At 61.3% G+C, this 23,286-nt stretch carries 21 protein-coding genes and 1 pseudogene; 3 read left to right on the top strand and 19 right to left on the bottom strand.

The features are described from left to right. Window positions 1–21 precede the first annotated feature (21 nt). A complete protein-coding gene (locus CKW11_RS14355; protein WP_007967258.1) occupies window positions 22–825 on the top strand; it encodes a hypothetical protein in 804 nt (267 codons plus the stop codon). Between the two features lie 57 nt (window positions 826–882). Here the strand turns inward: CKW11_RS14355 and CKW11_RS14350 are convergent, their stop codons facing one another. Together CKW11_RS14350 and CKW11_RS14345 are read right to left on the bottom strand one after the other, a co-directional pair. After that, window positions 883–1,170 carry an addiction module antidote protein gene (locus tag CKW11_RS14350; RefSeq protein ID WP_007943750.1) on the bottom strand — a complete coding sequence of 96 codons (288 nt, stop codon included), beginning with the start codon at window positions 1,168–1,170 and terminating at the stop codon, window positions 883–885. Continuing rightward, a pseudogene (locus CKW11_RS14345) lies at window positions 1,167–1,471 on the bottom strand (type II toxin-antitoxin system RelE/ParE family toxin). The gene CKW11_RS14350 and the pseudogene CKW11_RS14345 overlap by 4 nt, the downstream one beginning before the upstream one ends. A 117-nt stretch (window positions 1,472–1,588) precedes the next feature. Here CKW11_RS14345 and CKW11_RS14340 point away from each other — a divergent pair. Next, window positions 1,589–2,026 (top strand): excinuclease, encoded by a 438-nt coding sequence (locus CKW11_RS14340; protein WP_095138030.1) that lies wholly within the window; start codon window positions 1,589–1,591, stop codon window positions 2,024–2,026. A gap of 103 nt (window positions 2,027–2,129) precedes the next feature. Here CKW11_RS14340 and CKW11_RS14335 read toward each other — a convergent pair whose 3' ends face one another. Continuing rightward, a complete protein-coding gene (locus CKW11_RS14335; protein WP_095138029.1) occupies window positions 2,130–3,032 on the bottom strand; it encodes a LysR family transcriptional regulator in 903 nt (300 codons plus the stop codon). Between the two features lie 118 nt (window positions 3,033–3,150). On the opposite strand from CKW11_RS14335, the gene CKW11_RS14330 reads away from it, so the two are divergent. Further along, a complete protein-coding gene (locus CKW11_RS14330) occupies window positions 3,151–4,425 on the top strand; it encodes an MFS transporter (RefSeq protein WP_095138028.1) in 1,275 nt (424 codons plus the stop codon). Here the strand turns inward: CKW11_RS14330 and gspM are convergent. The 16 genes from gspM to gltB form a co-directional block, all read right to left on the bottom strand. Further along, complete coding sequence (gspM, locus tag CKW11_RS14325; protein WP_095138027.1) at window positions 4,418–4,864, bottom strand: type II secretion system protein GspM; 447 nt, start codon at window positions 4,862–4,864, stop codon at window positions 4,418–4,420. The two genes, CKW11_RS14330 and gspM, sit on opposite strands and share 8 nt — an antisense overlap. Beyond that, window positions 4,861–5,955: a type II secretion system protein GspL gene (gspL, locus tag CKW11_RS14320; RefSeq protein ID WP_095138026.1), complete on the bottom strand. Its 1,095-nt coding sequence runs from the start codon at window positions 5,953–5,955 to the stop codon at window positions 4,861–4,863. The genes gspM and gspL overlap by 4 nt, the downstream gene beginning before the upstream one ends. Then, entirely contained in the window at window positions 5,952–6,800 is an 849-nt protein-coding gene (locus CKW11_RS14315; RefSeq protein WP_095138025.1) for a general secretion pathway protein GspK, read from the bottom strand. Before CKW11_RS14315 ends, gspL begins: the two co-directional genes overlap by 4 nt. Continuing rightward, window positions 6,797–7,303, bottom strand: a complete 507-nt coding sequence (gene gspJ, locus CKW11_RS14310) for a type II secretion system minor pseudopilin GspJ (RefSeq protein ID WP_095138024.1) — start codon at window positions 7,301–7,303, stop codon at window positions 6,797–6,799. Before gspJ ends, CKW11_RS14315 begins: the two co-directional genes overlap by 4 nt. After that, a complete protein-coding gene (gene gspI, locus CKW11_RS14305) occupies window positions 7,296–7,679 on the bottom strand; it encodes a type II secretion system minor pseudopilin GspI (protein ID WP_095138023.1) in 384 nt (127 codons plus the stop codon). Before gspI ends, gspJ begins: the two co-directional genes overlap by 8 nt. Next, window positions 7,672–8,139, bottom strand: a complete 468-nt coding sequence (gspH, locus tag CKW11_RS14300; protein WP_095138022.1) for a type II secretion system minor pseudopilin GspH — start codon at window positions 8,137–8,139, stop codon at window positions 7,672–7,674. Before gspH ends, gspI begins: the two co-directional genes overlap by 8 nt. Then, window positions 8,139–8,597: a type II secretion system major pseudopilin GspG gene (gene gspG / locus CKW11_RS14295; protein ID WP_095138021.1), complete on the bottom strand. Its 459-nt coding sequence runs from the start codon at window positions 8,595–8,597 to the stop codon at window positions 8,139–8,141. The genes gspH and gspG overlap by 1 nt, the downstream gene beginning before the upstream one ends. Window positions 8,598–8,600: 3 nt before the next feature. After that, window positions 8,601–9,809 (bottom strand): type II secretion system inner membrane protein GspF, encoded by a 1,209-nt coding sequence (gene gspF / locus CKW11_RS14290; protein ID WP_095138020.1) that lies wholly within the window; start codon window positions 9,807–9,809, stop codon window positions 8,601–8,603. A 3-nt stretch (window positions 9,810–9,812) separates the two neighbouring features. Next, on the bottom strand, window positions 9,813–11,285 hold the full coding sequence (gene gspE, locus CKW11_RS14285; protein ID WP_095138019.1) for a type II secretion system ATPase GspE: 1,473 nt from the start codon (window positions 11,283–11,285) through the stop codon (window positions 9,813–9,815). Further along, window positions 11,282–13,174: a type II secretion system secretin GspD gene (gspD, locus tag CKW11_RS14280; RefSeq protein WP_095138018.1), complete on the bottom strand. Its 1,893-nt coding sequence runs from the start codon at window positions 13,172–13,174 to the stop codon at window positions 11,282–11,284. Before gspD ends, gspE begins: the two co-directional genes overlap by 4 nt. Before the next feature lie 8 nt (window positions 13,175–13,182). Further along, window positions 13,183–13,671, bottom strand: coding sequence for a type II secretion system protein N (locus CKW11_RS14275; protein WP_095138017.1), 489 nt, complete (start codon window positions 13,669–13,671; stop codon window positions 13,183–13,185). 25 nt (window positions 13,672–13,696) lie between these two features. Beyond that, window positions 13,697–14,245: a cytochrome b gene (locus CKW11_RS14270; RefSeq protein ID WP_095138016.1), complete on the bottom strand. Its 549-nt coding sequence runs from the start codon at window positions 14,243–14,245 to the stop codon at window positions 13,697–13,699. A 75-nt stretch (window positions 14,246–14,320) separates the two neighbouring features. Then, window positions 14,321–15,787, bottom strand: a complete 1,467-nt coding sequence (gbpA, locus tag CKW11_RS14265; RefSeq protein WP_095138015.1) for an N-acetylglucosamine-binding protein GbpA — start codon at window positions 15,785–15,787, stop codon at window positions 14,321–14,323. A 284-nt stretch (window positions 15,788–16,071) separates the two neighbouring features. Then, entirely contained in the window at window positions 16,072–17,139 is a 1,068-nt protein-coding gene (gene hemE, locus CKW11_RS14260) for a uroporphyrinogen decarboxylase (RefSeq protein WP_007968321.1), read from the bottom strand. Window positions 17,140–17,381: 242 nt separating this feature from the next. After that, entirely contained in the window at window positions 17,382–18,800 is a 1,419-nt protein-coding gene (locus CKW11_RS14255; RefSeq protein WP_095138014.1) for an FAD-dependent oxidoreductase, read from the bottom strand. Window positions 18,801–18,833: 33 nt separating this feature from the next. Further along, window positions 18,834–23,279, bottom strand: a complete 4,446-nt coding sequence (gltB, locus tag CKW11_RS14250) for a glutamate synthase large subunit (protein WP_095138013.1) — start codon at window positions 23,277–23,279, stop codon at window positions 18,834–18,836. Window positions 23,280–23,286: the final 7 nt, after the last annotated feature.

Here is a 23,286-nt window from a genome sequence, read left to right as displayed (position 1 = left end):
AACACGTTTGGAGTGAAGGGAATGACTCAGTTTCACCGCATCGCCGCCCTGCTGGCCCTGGCCTTTGTGCTCGGCGGTTGCACCAGCAAACCGGTTTACAACGCCAAGGAAGAGTTCTCGCCCAACCTCGGCTTCACCCAGCAACAGATGAGCCGCGCCATCGTCACGGCGCTCAATGATCGCCAGTGGGTGGTGCAGTCGGTGCGCCCGGGCATGATCAAAGCGGCGATTACCGTACGCGGCCGTCATCACGCCGAAGTCGACATCCCGTTCAGCCCGACCTCGTTCGAAATCGACTACCGCAGCAGCTACGGCCTCGACGCCAAGGACGGCAAGATCCACGGCAACTACAACCGCTGGGTCAACCGCCTGCGCGACAACGTGCTCAAGGAACTGTCGATCAACCCGGACATCGAGTTCGTCAACGACCTGGGCATCGTCAAGCAAGGCGCCGACGAGCCGACTTACCTGAGCTTTCGCGAGGGCGTCAAACGCGCCACCGACGCCGGCCTGCTCGACGGCAGCGTGAAGTTCTACCTGGCCGGCGAAACCCTGCCAAAACAGGTGCGCAAACTCGACACCGTCAGCAGCAGCCGCAAAACCAACGGCTCGAACAAATCCGACACCGACGCCTGCTTCTGGGCCCTGCAATCGGCCCTCGCGACCCTGCAGAACGCCGCGAAAAAAGCCGACGCCAACGCCGTGATCAACATCGCCAGCGTCGACCAGCGCGACCTCTACAAAGACACCGAGAAATTCCAGTGCCGTGCGGGCCTGGTGGTGTCGAGCGTGGCGTTGCGTGGGGATCTGGCGCACGTGGATTGATTGAACTGTAGAAACGACAAAGGGCGCCCTGCGGCGCCCTTTGCTATTCTGTTCAGCTCAAGTGCTGGCATGTAACTTCAAGCCCAACGCCTTTACCACTTTCAGAATCGTTCCAAACTCAGGATTTCCTTCACCTGACAGTGCACGGTAGAGACTTTCTCGAGACAGCCCGGCGTCACGTGCGACTTGGGTCATGCCTCGCGCTCTCGCAATGGTGCCCAGTGCCTTGGCGATAAAGGCAGGATCATCTCCAGCCTCCTCCATGCAGGCATCCAGATAATTGGCCATGTCCTCTTCTGTCTTGAGGTACTCGGCTGAGTCCCAACGAGTGAATTGTTCGGTCATGGGTTTTGCTCCTGCCAAGACTCCGCGATGAGCTTGGCTTGCTTGATATCTCGGGGTTGGCTGCTCTTGTCTCCACCACAAAGGAGGATGACCACTTGCCGACCTTGTTGCATGAAATAGACTCGATATCCGGGGCCATAGTCAATTCTGACTTCGCTGAGCCCTCACCGACGGCTTTGACATCACCAAAATTCCCATCGGCCATACGATCAATGCGCACCTGAATACGCATCCTGGCGCGGCTGTCAGCCAGCTTCAAAAGCCAGCTGGAGAATGTTGAACTTCGAATAATCTCGGGCATGCTTGGAAGTGCAGCCCTTGAGCTACACATGTTCCAGATGGTTTTATCTGCACCGACGTACGGTGTCTACACTCGTTAAATCGTTGAATGCTGACTCGCAAAGTCAAGGAGATGACCATGCAAGTGAAAGCCCTGATCGCCGCCGCACTCCTCGGGCTATTGCCCAGCGCCAGCCACGCCACCAACCTGATGTACATGCCGTTCGAAACCGTGCTCTCGGATGCGATTCGCGCCGGGCGGCTGGATGGCAGTGTGAAGTTCTATCTGATCGGCAACGGGCCGCAGGGCACTCAGCAGTTGTTGCGCCGGGATGTGATCAGTGATTTGCGCACCAACGGTTTCAACAAGAGCGATCACGACTCCTGCGAGTGGGTGCTGCAGTCGAACCTGATCAAGTTGCAGGCCGATGCCAAACGGGTCGGGGCGAATGCGGTGGTCAACATCGTCAGTTATTACGACCAGCATGTGCGCAAGGATTTGAATACCTATGAGTGCCGTGCGGGGGTGTTTGTGACGCGGGTGGCGTTGAAGGGGGATCTGGTGCGGTTGCCCTGAGAGGTGTGGTGTTTGGGCGGGCGCCTTCGCGAGCAAGCCCGCTCCCACAGGGGAACGTATTCCAGGGTGGGAGCGGGCTTGCTCGCGAAGAGGCCGGCAGGCATCACACTGATGAAGGTTCGACCTTGCGTGTAAGCAGTTCGACAAATGCCTTGGCCATCGGCGATTTCTGATCCTTGCGCTGCACCAGCCACACCGCCGACACCGCCTCCGGATCGAGCAGAGGTCGATAGACCACACCGTCAATGCGCATCCGCTGATACGACGCCGGCAACACCGAAACCCCCAGCCCCGCTGCGACCAGTCCGATGATGGTCATCGCTTCCCCGGCCTCCTGGGCGAAGTGCGGGCTGAACCCGGCATCGCGGGCCAGACTGAGTAGTTGCGCATACAGCCCGCTGCCGTAGCTGCGTGGAAAGAACACAAACGGCTCCAGCGCCAGCGCCGAGAGGAACAGGCCTTCCTCGCTGCCTTGCGCCAACGGATGTTTGGAGCCGAGCACCGCCACCAGCGGCTCACGCATCAGCTCGACCACACTCAGCGAATCCGGCAGGCCCAGCGGGCGCATGATCCCGACTTCGATCGACTGATCCACCAACGCATCCGCGACCATGGTGCTGCTCATCTCCCGCAGGTTCAGGTGCACTGCCGGGAAGCGCTGGCGAAAAGAAAAAATCGCCTGGGGAATGGTCGAGTTGAACGGGGCCGACGAGGTGAAGCCAATCTTCAATTCGCCCAGTTCGCCGAGTTGCGCACGCCGGGCGACGTCCGCCGCTTTGTCGACCTGCGCCAGCACCAGCCGCGCCTCCTCCAGAAACAATCGGCCAGCCTCACTCAGCTCGACCCGACGATTGGTGCGTTCGAACAACCGCGCGCCGACCTCTTGCTCCAGCGCCTGAATCTGCTGACTCAGCGGTGGCTGGGAAATACCCAGCACCTGTGCGGCGCGGCCGAAATGCAGTTCTTCGGCGACGGCGATGAAGTAGCGCAGATGACGCAATTCCATGGAAACCCCATTAGGTCGTTAAAGCTATCAAACAGGTCGAACAATATATTGGATAGAAACATTAGCCAGCTATATGATTTTTTCATTGCCTGCCTGGCCGTGTCCTCCGAGGTCTGATGTGAAAACCGCCGCCGCCCCTCTTGCACATGAAGTTCCGCCTGCCGCGGCGGACGATGTCATCGCCGAGCTGCAGGAGATCTACATCGAAAAAGGCACGCCGATGTTCATGCGCACAGTGCTGGCGCTGTTCAGCGGTGGCTTCGCGACCTTCGCTTTGCTGTATTGCGTGCAGCCGATGATGCCGCTGCTGTCCAACGAGTATGGAATCAACGCGGCGCAGAGCAGCCTGATTCTGTCGGTGGCGACCGGCATGCTCGCCATCGGACTACTGATCACCGGGCCGATTTCCGACCGGGTCGGACGCAAGCCGGTGATGGTCGCAGCGCTGTTCGCCGCCGCGCTGTGCACCATCGCCAGCTCGATGATGCCGAGCTGGCAGGGCGTGCTGATCATGCGCGCGCTGATCGGGCTGTCGCTGAGCGGCCTGGCGGCCGTGGCGATGACTTACCTGAGCGAGGAAATCCACCCGCAGCACATCGGTTTGGCGATGGGCCTGTACATCGGTGGCAACGCGATTGGCGGGATGAGCGGGCGGTTGATCACCGGGGTGTTGATCGACTTTGTCAGCTGGCACACGGCGATGCTGGTGATCGGCGGTCTGGCACTGGTTGCGGCGGCAGTGTTCTGGAAGATCCTCCCCGAGTCGCGCAACTTCCGCTCACGCTCGCTGCACCCACGCAGCCTGCTCGATGGCTTCACCATGCACTTTCGCGACGCCGGCCTGCCGCTCCTGTTTCTTGAAGCATTCGTGCTGATGGGCGCCTTCGTCACTCTGTTCAACTACATCGGCTATCGTCTGCTCGCCGCGCCGTACAACCTCGATCAGGTGTTCGTCGGTTTGCTGTCGGTGGTGTACCTGTCGGGCATCTACAGCTCCGCGAAGATCGGTTCGCTGGCGGACAAACTGGGACGGCGCAAAGTGCTGTGGGCAACCATCGCACTGATGTTCGCCGGCCTTGCGCTGACTATGTTCACGCCGCTGTTGCTGGTGATCGTCGGCATGCTGATCTTCACCTTCGGCTTTTTCGGTGCGCACTCGGTGGCAAGCAGCTGGATCGGCCGGCGCGCGACCAAGGCCAAGGGCCAGGCGTCTTCGCTGTACCTGTTCAGCTACTACGCAGGCTCCAGCATCGCCGGGACGGCGGGCGGGGTGTTCTGGCACTTGGGAGGCTGGAACGGGATTGGCCTGTTCATTGGTGCGCTGTTGCTGGTGGCACTGCTGGTGGCGTTGAAACTGGCGAAGTTGCCACCTCTGACCGGCGCGACTATCTGAGCTGCAGCCGCGCCTCGATCAGCGTGTCGCGCGGCTCCAGCGTCAGTGACTGCAACAAGACGTCGTCCCGCTCAAGCCTGTCCAGCCAGCGCAGCAGTGGCTCGGGCTGGCCGCTGAGGGTCAGGCGAATCTGCTCGTTATCGCTGTCCATCTGCTGCACCTCAAGCCCTGCCGTAACGAGGCTCTCGCTGATCCTCAAGGACAACGGCTGACTGGCATCGGACAACGATCGGCTCTGCGGTTGAGCGCGCTCCAGCTGCACGGCGAAATGCTGTTGCTGGCGATACCGATGCTCGGCCGCGTCCAGCCGTTGCATCGCCGGTTGCCAGATGCAAAAAAATAGCGCGCCGCCGAGCAGCCCGGCGATCAACAGCACAAGCAGGCCACGCTCACGCTGCGAGAGGCGTCGCCATCGCTTGATGTGAACGTCGGTGTTCATACGTCATCCTCCCAGGTCAGCGTTGCCGTCACCCGGTCGACCATCTTGCTGGCGCCATCGATCCTGATTGTCAAACCTTGCTGGCGACCGCGCTCACGCAGGCGCTCAAGCTCGGCAAAACTGTTTGCCGTCAGTTGCACTTTCCAGCCATTGGCTTGCTCATATTCAATGCGCCTGACCTCAACCTGACTGGCGCCAATCACTTGTTCGACCAACCTGACCAGCGCTGCAATGCGCGTATCGCGCGACTGCGCAGGCACACTCTGAATCGCCTCGATCTGCGCGGTCAGGCCAACGATTTGCGCGTGTTGTGGATACAGCGTCTTGAAGCGCTGGTCATTGATCTGCGCCAGGCGCCGTGTTTCGCCATCGAGGAAACGTATCCGCGTTTCACTGGCGCCCGCGCCCAGCAACAACAGGATCAGCACCACCGCCGATAAGGCACGCCACGGCAGCGGTGAGTTTCGGGGAGCAAATTCGCCATGTCGCAGGTTGATCGCCTGACGAAAACCCTCCGTCAGCCATGCCTGTTCATCCGGCTCATCACGCCAGAGCATGTCCTCGGGCAACACACTCTTCAGCGCCAGCAAACCTTCCTCCGTCAACGCGAGCCGGGCCGGCAACGCTCCACCCAATAGCCATCGCCCGAACCATCGGGTAGCGATCGGCTGATCCGTGGGCAGCAAATCGGCATCAACGAACACCGAGCGCACCTGCAGGCCATTTTCGGTGAGCAGCGACAACACCGCCGCCAAGCGCTCACGAGCGATGACGATCAGCGGATAACGTCGCTCGGCATCCGCTCGACCGACGCTCAAGTGCACCTTGTCCAGCGCTTCGCCAAGCTGCTCTTCCACCGCAAACGCGAGGGCCTGCGCGGCGGGCGCACGGCGGCCGGGCCAGGGTTCACTGCGCAACCAACTGCAGGATTCGATGGGCAGTAACAAGTCGATTTTTTGCCCGTGCAGCACTTGGGCCGCTTGATGCAGCGGCATTGTTAACCGCTCGCCGGTGTGCGACCAGAGACAACAAGGCCAGTCGGACGACATGTCCGCAAGCCCTTCGGCGGTCAGGTAAAGCCAGTTTTTCATTGCGTTATCTCGTTGCCGCGGGAGGGAAGTAAACGGCGTTGCAGGACTGTCAGTCGGGCTGTTTTCGCGATGTACTCGATGTCGGTGCTCAGCGTCAGCACCTGCTGGTCTTGCACGACGCGCACAGTCAGGCGGTGCCAGCGGCTGTCGACACCGAGGCCATGCGTGTTGACCCCGGCATCGGCAATCAGTGGATCGGTGCCGAATGCTTGAACACCGGGCCAAGGCTGCGCCGAGCGCTGGCGAACCAGCGCATCGGCGGTGGCGGATTCGATTTCCAGCACGCGCAGCAACAGCGCCGGTGCGGTGTTGATATTCAGCGTCGCATCCGTGGGCAGCAGCGCTACCCACGGTTCCAGGCGGCGCAGCGTGGTCGCATCAAAACCCGGCAGTAGACGCAACTGGCTCACTTCGGACAAGGCGCCGACCTGACTCGGTTGCAGCGCGGGCAGCTCCAGCAATTCGAGCAGCCTCGCCCAGCGCTCCAGCGTCACCACCTCGATCTGGCCCTGGCGCAGCAATGCGTTGAGATTGAACCGCGCCGACAGGTCCTCGATTTGCACCTCGACCTGCGCCTGATCGCTATCGAGTTCGAGAATGATTCGGGGCCAGTCGCGAAGTATCTCGGCGTGGCTTTGCTGACTCACCACAGCCCGATGCAAACGCCGCAGCGCCCAGGCTTCTCCGGCCTCTGCCAATTGGCGCAGGTGCAGGGTCTGCAACTGCTGCGCGCTGCTCTGCAAGGACAGTCGGTGGCTGCGCAACAGGCCACTGGTGATCAGCAAGGCCAGGCTCAACACCAACATCACGCTGATCAGCGCCAGCCCTTGTTGCCGGCGCTTCATGACAAGGCTCCCGGCAACAACCACACCCGGCGAATCGCCTCATAGCGCCGAGTCGACACCTGCAGCTCCAGCGCCAAAGGTGTACCCGCAGAGGCCTCGATCATTCGCCATCGCAGATCAATCACCTCATCCAGCAGTTTCTGCCGCTGGACAGTCAGCGCCCCCTCGGCGCGGCTTTCGCGCCACAGCACGCCGTCGTGCAGGCGATAGGTCAGTTCCTGGCGTTCGCTACGCGGTTGATCCAGCGGATTGCGCCAGTTGCTGCGTTGCACACGCAGTTGCCCGGCATTCAAGACCAGGGGCTGCCCGGTGACCTGCAACAGGTCACGCTCGATCGCCGCCACCGCCCGTTGCAGACTTCTGAACCCGCGTTCGTGGTCGGCCGTCGCATGCTGCACGCGCAACACGCTGTCAAACAGGCCCCAACTGGCAAGACCAAGCACGGCGAAAATCGCCAGCGCGATGATCAGTTCCAGCAAGGTGAAACCGCGTTGGTCAGTCATGACGACTGTGCAACCGAGCCATTGTTCGATAGAGCGGCTGATCGCTGTCGGCCAGACTGACTTCCAGCTCCACCGAAAACTGCCCCGCTGTATCGACTTCGCGCAAGTGCTGGCTCAGGCGCCAGTCACGACGATCCATGCGCACGATCTGCTGCTGTTGCCCGCTGACCCAGGCGCTTTGCAGGCGCAGTTCGCTGAGCCGGTTATCCGCCAGCCATGCTGCAAACAGCCGCTGCTCAGCCGCACCGCTCTGCTGCACCACGTAACGGCTTGCCGATAACAGGGACGCCGCCAGCACCGCGAAAATTGCCAGCGCCACCATGACTTCCAGCAACGTGAAACCTTGCATCCGCCTGACCATCGCTCGCTTATTCATCGAGCGTTACCTCACTCAAGCCATCCGACGCCAGACCGGCCCAGACCCGCTCGCGACTTGCCAGCAACAAGCTGAATGCGCTGATTTCATCACTGCTGAGCATCAATAATTGCGGAGCCGGTGCGCTGTTCAGCAAACGCACCGGCAGACCATCCAGCACAAGCTGCGCATGCAGATCCGCCGGCCATTGCTGCAGGGCCGTCAACGGCTGCCAGCCTTGCGCGTCGAGCTGCAGAACGCGATAGCCCTCAAGGCTGAAACCCACGCCAAATTCCCGTCCCTCAAGCACCGCGCGTTCGCGAAACTGCTCGATCATCCGCGCAATCCGGCTCGCCTCCTGTCGCGCCACTTGCGCCGGATTATTCCCGCCGACCAGGCTGACCATGCCCAGCAGCATGCCGATCAGCACCATGACCACCATCAATTCCAGCAAGGTGAAACCCCGGCAACGCTGGCGCATCAGTCGACGGTCCAGTTGCCGATGTCGGCGGCGTGACCTTCCCCGCCACTGACGCCATCGGAGCCCAGCGAATACAAGTCGTAACCGCCGCCCACTGAGCGCGTGCCAGGGTTGAGGTATTGATACGGCGTGCCCCACGGATCACGCGCCAGACTTTTCAGGTAACCGGCAGGGTTCCAGTTGCGCGCCACCGGTGTGCCGGTCGGGCGTTTAACCAGCGCTTCCAGGCCCTGCTGCGTGGTGGGGTAACGCGCGTTGTCCAGCCGATACATCTCCAGCGCCGTGGCAATTGCCTGAATGTCGATCTTCGCCGCGGTGGTCTTCGCCTGATCCGGCCGGCTCATGAATTGCGGCACGACAATCGCGCCGAGAATGCCGATGATGACCACCACGACCATGATTTCGATCAGGGTGAAACCGCGCTGCGCGGCCGCTGTGTTTCTGTGCAGAAGAGCCATGGATCAATTCACCAATTGGTTGAGACTGAGGATCGGAAGGAGGATGGCCAGGACGATCAGCAACACCACAGTGCCCATCACCAGCAGCATCGCCGGCTCGAACAGACTCACCATCAACGCGATGCGCGCGGCGAGGCTGGCTTCCTGTTGTTCGGCGGCACGGCCGAGCATCGCGTCGAGTTCACCGGCGCGCTCACCGCTGGCAATCATGTGCAGCATCATCGGCGGGATATCGCCGCTACGTTCCAGGCTGCGGCTCAGGGTCGAGCCTTCGCGCACCGCGCGCGCGACCGCGCTCATGCGTGCACGAATGGTCCGGTTACCGATGACGGCAGCGGCGATTTCCAGCGCATCGACCAAGGGCACCGCGCTCTTGCCCAGAATCGCCAACGTGCTGGCAAACCGCGCCGCTTCCATGGCACGCAGCAACGCGCCGATCAGCGGAATGTTCAACACCAGCGCATGCCAGCGCAGCCGCCAGATGGGCTGACGCAAACTCCAGCGCCAGCTGCCAAGCAGCGCCAGACCACCGCCCGCAAACAGCAGACCAGTCTGGCGTACACCGTCGCTGAGACTGATCAGAGCGCGGGTCAGCCATGGCAGCGGCTGGCCGCTGTCGATGAAAATTTTCACGACGTCCGGCACCACATAGCCCAGCAGAAAAGCGACGATGACCACGCTCGCGAACATCAGAATCGCCGGATAGATCAGTGCCATCTGGATCCTTTGCCGCGATGCCTGCCGCGCCTGGGTGTAAGCGGCCAGTTGTTCAAGCACATGCCCGAGATGACCGGAGCGTTCACCCGCCGCCACAGTGGCCCGGTACAACTCGGGAAAAGCCGCCGGAAAGCGGCCTAACGCGACGGCCAGCGCATGCCCTTCCATGACTCGTCCGCGCACTGCCCACAGCAGTCCGGCCACGCGTCGCCTGGCGGTTTGACGGGCGACCACTTCCAGAGCTTCCTCCAGCGGCAGACCGGCCTGCACCAGCGTCGACAATTGCAGCGTCAGCAGTGCCAGATCGCCAGCGCTCAGGCGGCCGGCGCGCCATGCTCCGTGGCCGTCGCCATGGCCGCGCAGTTCCTTGAGCTGTAATGGCCACAGCCCACGCTCACGCAACTGCTGTCGCGCATGCCGGGAATTCTCCGCTTCGAGTTGGCCACGGCAGCGATGACCCTGAGCGTTGTCGGCGCGGTAATCGAAGGTCGGCATCGGCTAGTCCTCCTGCGTCACGCGCAGCCACTCATCGACGCTGGTGACGCCATCGAGCACCCGTTGTCGAGCAGCCTGAAACAGACTTCGCGACTCCTTACGCGTGGCGTCGGTCAGTTCGCGCTCACTGGCCCCCTGATGAATCAGCGCGGCAACCGCATCGGTGATGCTGATCAATTCGTAGATGCCGATGCGTCCCCGATAGCCATGCTGACAATGCTCACAGCCCTGCGCACGAAACAGTGGCGGCGCCGCCAGGGGCTCAAGCCCCAACCGCTGGCAGGTCGCCGCATCGGCGACATACGCTGTCTTGCAGTGCACACACAGCGTGCGCAACAAGCGTTGCGCGAGAACACCGACCAGCGACGAGGCCAGCAAATACGCATCCACGCCCATGTCGACCAGGCGCGTCACCGCGCCGACGGCGTGATTGGTGTGCAATGTCGACAACACCAGATGTCCGGTCAACGAAGCCTGGACGGCGATCTGCGCCGTCTCGCGATCACGGATTTCACCAACCATCACCACGTCCGGATCCTGACGCAGAATGGCGCGCAAACCGCGTGCAAAGGTCATCTCGACTTTCGGATTGACCGGCATCTGGCCGATCCCCGGCAGGTGATATTCAATCGGGTCCTCGACCGTGAGAATGTTGCGCGACGGATCATTCAGGCTGCTCAACGCGGCATACAGGCTGGTGGTTTTGCCGGAGCCGGTCGGCCCGGTGACCAACAAAATGCCATGAGGTCTGGCGAGCAGTCGTTGCAGCGTGGCGAGGGTGTCATCCGGCATGCCCAGACTTTGCAGTTCCAGGCGTCCGGCCTGTTTGTCGAGCAGGCGCAGCACCACGCGCTCACCGTGCGCCGACGGCAGCGTCGAGACCCGCACATCGACTTCGTGGCCGGCCAGACGCAGGGCAATCCGGCCATCCTGCGGCACACGTTTTTCCGCGATATCCAGCCGCGCCATGACCTTGATCCGCGACACCAGCAACGTTGCCAGTTCGCGCCTTGGCCTGAGCATTTCGCGCAACTGGCCGTCGACGCGCATACGCACCGAAAGGTATTGCTCGAAGGTTTCCAGATGCACGTCCGAGGCCTGCGCGCGCACCGCTTCGCTGAGCAGTGCATTGATCAGGCGAATCACCGGTGCATCGCCCTGTTGCTCCAGCAGGTCTGCGGTCTGCGGCACTTGCTCGGCGAGGCTGAGCAGATCAAGTTCATCGTCCAGCCCTTGCGCGACCTGTTGCGCGGCGCTCTGGCCTTCACGATAGGTCGCGGCCAGTCGCTCAGCGAACAGCTCCGGCGCAAGCACCTCGATCGACAACTCGCGGGCGCACAACCGGCGCACTTCGGCGAGCGCCGTCAGTGACGTGTCGCCGCGAATGAGCAGGCAGGCCTGCGTGCCCGTGCCTTGCAGCAGCACGCCAAACCGCCGGGCGAAGCCGAACGGCAGGACTTCCAGCGCGGCACTCATGGCGCCACCGTTGCCGGCTCAAACAAATGTCGCGCCTCGGCCGGTAGCAACAGCGAGTTGCTCTCCCCGGCTTTGGGCTGGCTCAGATCACGCAAGGTGTCGTAACGCTGCTGGCTGATGCCGGAGAGATCCTCGCGACTGCGCACGATGGTCGGACGCAGAAACACCATCAGATTGCTTTTGGTCTGGGTGTCGCGGCTCCAGCGAAACAACGCGCCGAGATAGGGAATGTCGCGCAGCAGCGGCACACCGCTTTTCTGCGTGCGCACGTTGTCGCGGATCAGCCCACCGATCACAATGATCTCGCCGTCGTCCGCAAGAATCGTGCTTTTCAGGGCACGTTTGTTGGTGATCAGATCCGAGGAATCAATCCCCGACACCGAGGGCGCGATGTCCGAGACTTCCTGCTCGACTTCCAGGCGCAGGGTCGAGCCTTCGTTGATGTAGGGTTTGATCTTCAGGCTGATGCCGACATCCTTGCGCTCGACCGTGGTGAAAGGATTCTCTGCACCGCTGCTGTTGGTGGAGTACGAACCGGTCTTGAACGGCACGTTCTGCCCGACGATGATTTCCGCTTGCTGATTGTCCAGGGTCAGCAGGCTCGGCGTGGACAGCAGATTGCTCCGCGTATTGCTCGCAAGGGCCGAAATCAAAGCGCCGAAACGGTCGCTGCCCAATTGCAGAATCGCGCCGTCGGGCGCCGATATTTTCTCGTCGAACGTCAGCCCGCCGACGATGGGAATGTCGGTACCGGGAAAGTTGATAAAGCCCTTGGCGTCACCGGTGCTCAAGCCCCACTGCACGCCCACGGCGTCAGCGATATCGCCGGAAATTTCCACGATGGCGGCGTGGATCAGCACTTGCGCGCGAGGCTGATCCAGCTCGCGAACGATATTTTCAATGGTTCTGACCTGAGCCGGATCGGCAATCAGCACCAACGCATTCTGGCTCTCGTCGGCCTTGAGCATGAACGGCGTCGCCACGGCCGCGTCCTTGCCGTTGCCGAGGGCCACTGGCTGCTTGCGATTCTGGCCCATGCTCTCCAGCACTTCTGCCAATTGCCTGGCATCGCTGTGGCGCAAACGAATCACCCGCGCAGTGTCGAGACTGGCGGTGGCCGGAACATCGAGCTCGCGAATCAGCTCGGTCAGACGCTGACGTACGACAAGGGGGCCAATGACAATCAGTCGATTGGTTCTGACATCGGCCAGCACCTGAATCGGCGAGTCGGCATTGCGCTTGCCCAGCGAAGACTCGATGACGGTGGCGACATCACTGGCCTGGGCAAAGCGCAGCGGCACCACGGCGTGCTGATCTTGCTGCCCTGCGTCGAGTTGGAGCACCACGCGGGCGATGCGCTCAACGTTGGCCTGAGTGTCGGTGATCACCAGGGCGTTGGCCGACACTGACGGACCGAAGTAGCCGTTGGCAGACACCAATGGCCGGAGCAGCGCGGCCAGATCGGCAGCGCTGCTGGTGTTCAGTTCAATGACCCGGGTAATGAATTGCGCCGGAGTCGCTTGCGTATCGGCAGATTGGCTGGCGCGGGTTTTCACGTCGGCCACCGGGGTGATCAGGATGCGGTCGCCCTCATCGATCACGGTGAAGTTGTGCGCGTCCAGCACCGAGTAGAACAAGCGCCGTACGCCTTCGCGATCCAGCGCCTGACGGGACATGACGGTGACGCGGCCCGACACGCGCGGGTCGAGCACCACGGTGGTGCCGAGGATCGCCGAGATTTCTTCGACGATGTCGCGCAACTCGGCCTGATTCATCGCCAACTGCCAGCGCTGTTCCACGGCGTGCACCGGGTATCCGAGAAGCGGCGTCGCCAGCACGGCGCAAGCCAACAAGACGCGCAGGGCCTGCGCGCCAATCAAACTGTTCATCAATGTGGTCACTCTGACTGCCCGACGAGCGGGCGTAGAAAACGTGCGGAAATCTCAGCGGGTTTTGCCTCGGCGGGCGCTGACAAGTGCGTGAGGAATGCGCTGGCAGGGCGCGCGAAAGGTAATAATTCCTCCCGGCCCTTGTTCCATAACACCACGTGCTGCGCTTCAACCCGACGCAACACGCTGCCGCTCGGCAAGTCGTCGCCAACCCGATACAACCGCGCCCCTTGAGCGGTGCTGATCAACGCTTTCGACAGGCCACTGTCGGCGACAAACGTCGCTTGCAGGGTCAGCGACTCGGCACTTGGCTGAAGTGCGGTGAGCGTTGCGAGGCCGAATACCGTCGCCACCGCCGTGGTGTTCAACGGCCCGGGCATGGGCGCAGCCGGCAGCGGTACGGCGACCGGCAGCGGCAGGCGTTGCGCATGGCGAAATGCCCACTCCTGCCACGCAAGAAACACGGCACATGCGACCGGCAGCGCCCACAGGCTCAATGATGAAAAGATCCTCACCGGTTGCTCATCCCGAACGTCCGCACGCCTGACGAATGCGCGAACGCCACGACATGCGCCGCAACACGCGATAACCCCGCAGCTCGTGCAGGATCACCGCGCCGATATGCATGGCGACCAGTACGGCCAGGCCGGTGCAGGCCCAGATGTGCAGCACGAAAAAGCCATCCGTCAGCGCTACATCGTTCAGCGGTTGAGGGAACTCGAGCAGGCCGAATACAGGGATCGGCCGATCCATCATCAACACGCCACTCAAAAGCACCACCACCACCAGCACATAGATCAGCCGATGGACAAACATGGCGAGCATTTTGCCCGGGGATACCTGCGCCATGCGCTCATGTCGCAGATGGCGGACAAACAACACCAGACGCCAGCAAAACACTGGAATGAACAGCGTGGTCAGCGAAACATTAACCCCGGCCACCCACTGTTTGGTGTCATTGGCGACGTTAATGTTGGCCACATAGAACCCGGTGACCAACGTCCACAGGATCACCGCTGCCGACACCCAATGCAGCAGCATTTGTTGCTTGGAATAAACTGGAAGCATCATTCGAATCGCCCCTGAAAAACACCAGCGGTCAGACGCCCCCTTCAGGCCGCCTGACGCCATTACGCAGAACGGGCCTTAGAGCTTGTTCCACGCCACATCCGAGTGCTCGCCAACGCCCGGTTCAAAGGCATTCGCCTCAGGCGTGTACTGCTTGCAATAGCCGGATGCCGGGAACGGTTTGCACTCGAACACCTCATCGGTTTTCGCTTGCAGTACCTTGGTGCCGGCGGTGTATTCGCTCAGTCCTTCAGGGAACAGGAAGTCGTAATCGGCACCCGCGCCTTCACCCGTGACGTTTACCGGCTGGGTGTCCTGACGGGTGGTGCGGCCATCCAGCGTGGTACCCACCAGGGTCAGAGTGTGCGGGCCGGGGTTGCTGCGAATGTCCATGGCCAGCGAGGTCACACCGCTGTCGGCTTGAGCAGTGGTGGTGCCGACCAGCTTGTTCTGGTCGTTGAACAGGTTGGCTTCAACGTTCATTTTGCGGTTGGACATCATGCTGAAATCGACTTTGGTTCGGCCTTTGTCGAGCACGTATTCCGGTTGTTGCGAAGTCACCGCCATGCGCGCGTCGGTGTCCTCTTTCATCAGCAGTTGCACTTCGTAGCGTACGACGCCGCTGTCTTTTTGCGCGTACAGCGTGTTGGTGCCACGAATCGCTTCGACGTCGCCGTTTTCATCGCGAACACCCGCGCGGATCAGGGTCTGCGACTGGTTGATCTGCTGGGCGAGCTTGAACGACCAGTTTTGCGGCTCGGCGTCTTCAGCGTTGTCGATCGAGATTTCGACGCTGTAAGCCGCGCTTTCACCCGCTGCGGTGAAGGCGCGCGCCTTGACCTTGTCACCGGTCAGCAGCGGCGTGGCAGCAGCAATGGTGCCAACGGCAGACCAACCACCCGGCAGCACGGCTTCTGCGAGGATGTTCACGTCAGCGACGCTGTGGAACGCCGCCGCGGTATCGCCGACGCTCCAGATTGCGAGGATCACATGGTGACCGTTTTTGTCCTCGGGGATGCTGCAGTGGTGCTTGGTGCCGGGTACCGGGAGCTGGAAATCACCCTCGACCTGGCAAAAAGGCGTGCTCTCGAACGAAGCGCGTTTGAGCGATTCATTCGGGTTCCAGCCATTACGGGTGATGAAATATTGGTGTTTTTCTACAGGGTGCGGAGCTTTGTAATGCCACTGGAAATCCAGAGTGCGCTCTTTGAGCTCGGTGAGCTGCCAACGGGTGGCGGACTGCACGTCCATGGGAGAAAACAGCTCGTGGCCGCCGCTGGCGATTTTGCCGTCAATCGGGCCTTGCCCGGGTGCGCCGCCGACGCCTGCCGGAAAGCCCTTGAAGGTTTCACCGACACTTTGCGGCTCATACTGAGCTTGACCACAAGCGGTGTTCACCCCCTTCTGACAGAGAAAAGCGCGCGATGGCGGAAACTCCACATAACCATGGGCCGCTGCGCCCGAAGAACCCAACAGGGCCGATAACAACATCAACGAAGAAGCACATGTTGTCGACGCACTTCTTTTAAAAGTAGGTTTTTTCATTGTTATTCCAGGCAAATCTTAATAAGCGAGCCCGGCCCGACGCCAGGCTCTATTACAGCACTCAGCGCCATGCCGAGCACATGCCTGAAACCTTACGTGGATAGAGAAAAGTTCTATGTAGGAGTAATCGTCGGGTGCAGCAGGAATAGTCTCCGCAATAATTAATCCGACAACTAAGGAAAGAATTCTTACAACAGGAAATGATTAATTAAAATTTGAAGCAGCATAAAAAAAGCCTGTCCCGCATAACACGGGACAGGCTTATTTATGCAGATGTTGCGAAGTTATTCGTGGTACTGCGCCGACAACTCATGCACCGCACGCAGGAACGCGCCGGCATGCTCCGGGTCGACCTCAGGGGTGATGCCGTGACCCAGGTTGAACACGTGACCACTGCCCTTGCCGTAGCTGGCCAGAATGCGGCCCACTTCTGTGCGGATCGCTTCCGGTTTGGCGTAGAGCACGGTCGGGTCCATGTTGCCTTGCAGCGCGACCTTGTCGCCGACACGGGCGCGAGCGTTGCCGATGTCGCAGGTCCAGTCCAGGCCCAGTGCGTCGGCACCGGCCTCGGCGATGCTTTCCAGCCACAGGCCGCCGTTCTTGGTGAACAGGATCACCGGCACCTTGCGCCCGTCGTGCTCGCGGATCAGGCCGCTGACGATTTTCTTCATGTAGGCCAGGGAGAACTCCTGATACGCCGCCGCCGAAAGGTTGCCGCCCCAGGTATCGAAGATCTGCACCGCTTGCGCGCCGGCCTGGATCTGGCCATTGAGGTACGAGGTCACCGACTGCGCCAGCTTGTCCAGCAGCAGGTGCATGGCTTGCGGGTTGTCGTAGAGCATCGCCTTGGTCTTGCGGAAGTCTTTCGACGAGCCGCCTTCAACCATGTAAGTGGCGAGAGTCCACGGGCTGCCGGAGAAGCCGATCAGCGGCACACGGCCGTTCAGCTCGCGGCGGATGGTGCTGACCGCGTCCATCACGTAGCCGAGGTCTTTGTGTGGATCCGGGATCGGCAACGCTTCGATGTCGGCCAGGGTGCTGACGACTTTCTTGAAGCGCGGACCTTCACCGGTCTCGAAGTACAGGCCCTGGCCCATGGCATCGGGGATGGTGAGGATGTCGGAAAACAGGATCGCCGCGTCCAGTTGCGGATAGCGGTCGAGCGGCTGCAGGGTGACTTCGCAGGCGAATTCCGGATTCATGCACAGGCTCATGAAATCACCGGCCTGGGCACGGCTGGCGCGGTATTCCGGCAGGTAGCGGCCGGCCTGGCGCATCATCCACACCGGGGTGACGTCAACGGGTTGCTTGAGCAGGGCGCGGAGGAAACGGTCGTTCTTCAGGGCAGTCATGTCGGCATCCGGAAAAAAAGTGCGGGCATTTTCTCAGAGCGCGACGCAAAAGGCACGGATGCAGGTCAGCCTTTTGTCTATCGGGTCAATTTGTTGCGTTGTATTGAGCGCACAGAAACCAATGTGGGAGCGGGCTTGCTCGCGAAAGCGGTGTGTCAGTCAATACATCGGGTGACTGTTACAAAGCCTTCGCGAGCAAGCCCGCTCCCACATTTCTGATCGCATTTCAGGCTGAAATGTAATCAGACGCCCAGGTAATCGAGGATCCCTTCGGCGGCATTGCGGCCTTCGAAGATTGCCGTCACCACCAGGTCGGAACCGCGCACCATGTCGCCACCGGCGAAGATTTTCGGGTTGCTGGTCTGGTGCTTGTACTGACCCTGCTCAGGCGCAACGACGCGGCCCTGGCTGTCGGTCTGGATTTCGAACTGTTCGAACCACGGCGCCGGGCTCGGGCGGAAACCGAACGCGATGACCACGGCATCGGCCGGGATGATCTCTTCGGAGCCCGGGATCGGCTCGGGGCTGCGACGGCCACGGGCATCCGGTTCGCCGAGACGGGTCTCGACCACCTTCACGCCTTCGACCTTGTCTTCACCGACGATCGCGATCGGCTGGCGGTTGTAGAGGAATTTCACGCCTTCTTCCTTGGCGTTCTTCACCTCTTTGCGCGAGCCGGGCATGTTCGCTTCGTCACGACGATAGGCGCAGGTCACCGACTTGGCGCCCTGACGGATCGAGGTGCGGTTGCAGTCCATCGCCGTGTCGCCACCGCCGAGCACCACGACCTTCTTGCCTTTCATGTCGACGAAATCTTCCGGCGACTTTTCAAAGCCCAGGTTGCGGTTGACGTTGGCAATCAGGAAGTCCAGCGCGTCATAAACGCCCGGCAGATCCTCACCGGCAAAACCGCCCTTCATGTAGGTGTAGGTGCCCATACCCATGAATACCGCATCGTATTCGGCGAGCAGGTGCTCCATGGTCACGTCCTTGCCGACCTCGGTATTGAGGCGGAACTCGATGCCCATGCCGGTGAAGACTTCGCGACGATTGCTCAGCACAGTCTTCTCTAGCTTGAACTCGGGGATGCCGAAGGTCAGCAGACCGCCGATTTCCGGGTTCTTGTCGAACACCACCGGGGTCACGCCGCCACGCACCAGCACATCGGCACAGCCCAGACCCGCCGGGCCGGCACCGATGATCGCGACACGCTTGCCGGTCGGTTTGACCTTGGACATGTCCGGGCGCCAGCCCATGGCGAACGCGGTATCGGTGATGTACTTCTCGACCGAACCGATGGTCACCGCGCCGAAGCCGTCGTTGAGGGTGCAGGCACCCTCGCACAGCCGATCCTGCGGGCACACCCGGCCGCAGACTTCCGGCAGGGTGTTGGTCTGGTGCGACAGCTCGGCGGCCTGGAGGATGTTGCCCTCGGCCACCAGCTTCAGCCAGTTGGGAATGAAGTTGTGCACCGGGCACTTCCATTCGCAATACGGGTTGCCGCAACCCAGGCAGCGGTGGGCCTGATCGGCCGACTGCTGGGGTTTGAACGGTTCGTAGATCTCGACGAACTCTTTCTTGCGTTGACGCAACAGTTTCTTCTTCGGATCCTTGCGCCCGACATCGATGAACTGGAAGTCGTTATTCAGACGTTCAGCCATTGTTAAAACCTCATCAAACTCTTCAGGCGCATATCACTGCGGGTTGGCACGAGTGCTGGAAAGCAACGATTTCAGGTTGGCAGCCTTAGGCTTGACCAGCCAGAAACGACGCAGGTAGTCATCAAGGTTTTCGGCGAGCTCACGACCCCACTCGCTCTCGGTTTCCTTGACGTACTCGTTCAGCACGTTCTGCAGGTGGCTGCGGTAGGCTTCCATCGCCTCGCCGCTGATCCGCTGGATTTCCACCAGTTCGTGGTTGACCCGGTCAACGAAGGTGTTGTCCTGATCGAGCACGTAGGCGAAACCACCGGTCATGCCAGAGCCGAAGTTGTAACCGGTCTTGCCCAAGACGCAGACGAAACCACCGGTCATGTACTCGCAGCAGTGATCGCCAGTGCCTTCCACAACCGTGTGGGCACCGGAGTTACGCACGGCAAAACGCTCGCCCGCGGTGCCGGCGGCGAACAGCTTGCCGCCGGTGGCGCCGTACAGGCAGGTGTTGCCGATGATGGCGCTGTTCTGAGTCTGATAGACGCTGCCTTTCGGCGGCACGATGACCAGTTTGCCGCCGGTCATGCCTTTGCCGACGTAGTCGTTGGCGTCGCCTTCCAGGTACATGTTCAGACCGCCGGCGTTCCACACGCCGAAGCTCTGACCGGCCGTCCCTTTGAAGCGGAAGGTGATCGGCGCGTTGGCCATGCCCTGATTGCCGTGCTTGCGTGCGATTTCGCCGGAGATCCGCGCACCGATCGAACGGTCGCAGTTGCAGATGTCCAGTTCGAACTCGGCACCGCTGAGGTCATTGATCGCCGAGGTCGCCATATCGACCATTTTCTCGGCCAGCAGGCCCTGGTCGAACGGCGGGTTGCGCTCAACGCCGCAGAATTGCGGTTTGTCCGCCGGGATGTGATCGCTGCCCAGCAGCGGGGTCAGATCCAGATGGTGTTGCTTGGCGGTCTGGCCCTCGAGGATTTCCAGCAGATCGGTACGACCGATCAGCTCTTCGAGGGAACGCACGCCGAGCCTGGCCAGCCACTCACGGGTTTCTTCGGCGACGTAGGTGAAGAAATTCACCACCATGTCGACGGTACCGATGTAGTGATCCTTGCGCAGCTTCTCGTTCTGCGTCGCAACGCCGGTGGCGCAGTTGTTCAGGTGGCAGATGCGCAGGTATTTGCAGCCCAGCGCGATCATCGGCGCGGTACCGAAGCCGAAGCTTTCGGCGCCGAGGATGGCCGCCTTGATCACGTCGAGGCCGGTTTTCAAGCCGCCGTCGGTCTGCACCCGGACTTTGCCGCGCAGGTCGTTGCCGCGCAGGGTCTGGTGAGTTTCAGCGAGGCCGAGTTCCCACGGTGCGCCAGCGTATTTGATCGAGGTCAGCGGCGAAGCACCGGTGCCACCGTCGTAGCCGGAGATGGTGATCAAGTCCGCATAGGCCTTGGCCACACCGGCAGCGATGGTGCCGACGCCCGCTTCAGCCACGAGTTTCACCGAGACCAGCGCCTTCGGGTTGACCTGTTTCAGGTCAAAGATCAGTTGCGACAAGTCTTCGATCGAGTAGATGTCGTGGTGCGGCGGCGGCGAAATCAGGGTCACGCCCGGCACTGCATAACGCAGTTTGGCGATCAGCCCGTTGACCTTACCGCCCGGCAGTTGCCCGCCCTCGCCCGGCTTGGCGCCTTGGGCGACCTTGATCTGCAGCACTTCGGCGTTGACCAGGTATTCCGGGGTTACGCCGAAACGGCCAGTGGCGACCTGTTTGATTTTCGAGCTCTTGATGGTGCCGTAGCGCGCAGGGTCTTCGCCGCCTTCGCCGGAGTTGGAGCGCGCACCGAGGCGGTTCATGGCTTCGGCCAAGGCTTCGTGAGCTTCCGGCGACAGAGCGCCCAGCGAGATGCCGGCGGAGTCGAAGCGCTTGAGCACCGATTCCAGCGGTTCGATTTCACTGATGTCCAGCGGCTTGTCGAGAGTCTTGACCTTGAACAGGTCGCGAATCATCGACACCGGACGGTTGTCCACCAGCGAGGTGTATTCCTTGAACTTGGCGTAGTCGCCCTGCTGCACGGCGGCTTGCAGGGTGTTGACCACGTCCGGGTTGTAGGCGTGGTATTCGCCGCCGTGGACGAACTTCAGCAGACCGCCCTGCTGGATCGGCTTGCGCGGACTCCAGGCTTCGGTGGCCAGCGCTTTCTGCTCGGCTTCGATGTCGACGAAACGCGCACCCTTGATGCGGCTCGGCACGCCACGGAAGCTCAGCTCGCAAACCTCTTCGGACAGGCCGATGGCTTCGAACAGCTGCGCACCGCGATACGAGGCGATGGTCGAGATGCCCATCTTCGACAGGATTTTCAGCAGACCTTTGGTGATGCCCTTACGGTAGTTCTTGAACACCTCGTAGAGGTCGCCCAGCACTTCACCGGTACGGATCAGGTCACCCAGCACTTCGTAAGCCAGGAACGGATAGACCGCCGAGGCGCCGAAACCGATCAGCACCGCAAAGTGGTGCGGATCGCGTGCGGTCGCGGTTTCAACGAGGATGTTGGAATCGCAGCGCAGGCCTTTTTCAGTCAGACGGTGGTGCACCGCACCGGTCGCCAGCGAGGCGTGGATCGGCAGTTTGCCCGGAGCGATATGGCGGTCACTGAGGACGATCTGGGTACGCCCGGCACGCACGGCTTCTTCAGCCTGATCGGCAACGTTGCGGATCGCCGCTTCGAGGCCGACGCTTTCGTCGTAGTTGAGGTCGATGATCTGCCGCTCGAAACCCGGGCGGTCGAGATTCATCAGCGAGCGCCACTTGGCCGGCGAGATCACTGGCGAGCTGAGGATCACGCGCGAGGCGTGTTCCGGCGATTCCTGAAAGATGTTGCGCTCGGCACCGAGGCAGATTTCCAGCGACATCACGATCGCTTCACGCAGCGGGTCGATCGGCGGGTTGGTGACCTGCGCGAACTGCTGGCGGAAATAGTCGTACGGCGTGCGCACACGCTGCGACAGCACGGCCATCGGCGTGTCGTCGCCCATCGAACCCACGGCTTCGTAGCCTTGTTCACCGAGCGGGCGCAGCACCTGATCGCGCTCTTCGAACGTGACCTGATACATCTTCATGTATTGCTTGAGCTGATCGACGTCGTAGAACGCCGAACCGTGGTCGTTATCTTCCATGGTCGCCTGGATACGCAGAGCGTTTTTGCGCAGCCATTGCTTGTACGGATGACGGGACTTCAGACGGTTGTCGATTGCGTCGGTATCGAGGATCTGCCCGGTTTCGGTGTCCACGGCGAGGATCTGGCCCGGGCCGACACGGCCCTTGGCAATCACGTCCTCTGGCTGGTAGTTCCAGACGCCGATTTCCGAGGCAACGGTGATGAAACCGTTGGTGGTAGTAACCCAGCGTGCCGGACGCAGACCGTTACGATCGAGCAGGCACACCGCGTAACGACCATCGGTCATCACCACGCCGGCCGGGCCGTCCCACGGCTCCATGTGCATCGAGTTGTACTCGTAGAACGCACGCAGATCCGGGTCCATGGTTTCAACGTTCTGCCACGCTGGCGGAATGATCATCCGCACGCCACGGAACAGGTCGATGCCACCGGTGACCATCAGTTCGAGCATGTTGTCCATGCTCGAGGAGTCGGAACCGACACGGTTGACCAGCGGGCCGAGCTCTTCCAGATCCATCAGATCGTTGGTGAACTTGGTCCGACGGGCCTGCGCCCAGTTACGGTTACCCGTAATGGTGTTGATCTCGCCGTTGTGGGCGAGGAAGCGGAATGGCTGGGCCAGCGGCCATTTCGGCAAGGTGTTGGTGGAGAAGCGCTGGTGGAACACGCAGATCGCGGTTTGCAGGCGCTGGTCACCCAGGTCCGGATAGAACGCGGCCAGGTCGGCCGGCATCATCAGGCCTTTATAGATGATGGTCTTGTGCGAAAAGCTGCAGATGTAGTGGTCGGTGTCGGCGGCGTTGGCCACGGACGAGCGACGACGGGCGCTGAACAGCTTGACCGCCATGTCCTGATCGCTCAGGCCTTCACCGCCGATGTACACCTGCTCGATCTGCGGCAGGCGCTCAAGGGCCAGGCGGCCGAGGACGCTGGTGTCGATCGGCACTTTGCGCCAGCCGATCAGTTGCAGGCCTTCAGCAAGGATCTCGCGGTTCATGTTCTCGCGAGCGGCTTCGGCCTTGGCCGGATCCTGGTTGAAGAAGACCATGCCCACAGCATATTGCTTGGGCAGTTCGACGCTGAAGTTTTCCTGGGCAATCGCCCGCAGGAACGCGTCAGGCTTTTGAATCAGCAGACCGCAACCGTCACCGGTCTTGCCGTCGGCATTAATCCCACCGCGGTGGGTCATGCAGGTCAGGGCCTCGATGGCCGTTTGCAAAAGGGTATGACTGGGCTCGCCCTGCATATGGGCTATCAGGCCGAAACCGCAGTTATCCTTGAATTCATCTGGTTGGTACAGACCTGCTTTCATAGACACT

Source organism: Pseudomonas sp. Irchel s3a10 (assembly GCF_900187525.1).
GTDB classification, from domain to species: Bacteria; Pseudomonadota; Gammaproteobacteria; order Pseudomonadales; family Pseudomonadaceae; genus Aquipseudomonas; species Aquipseudomonas koreensis_G.
Note: the sequence above shows the minus strand (reverse complement) of the source record. Positions and strands in the feature narration are given on the sequence as shown.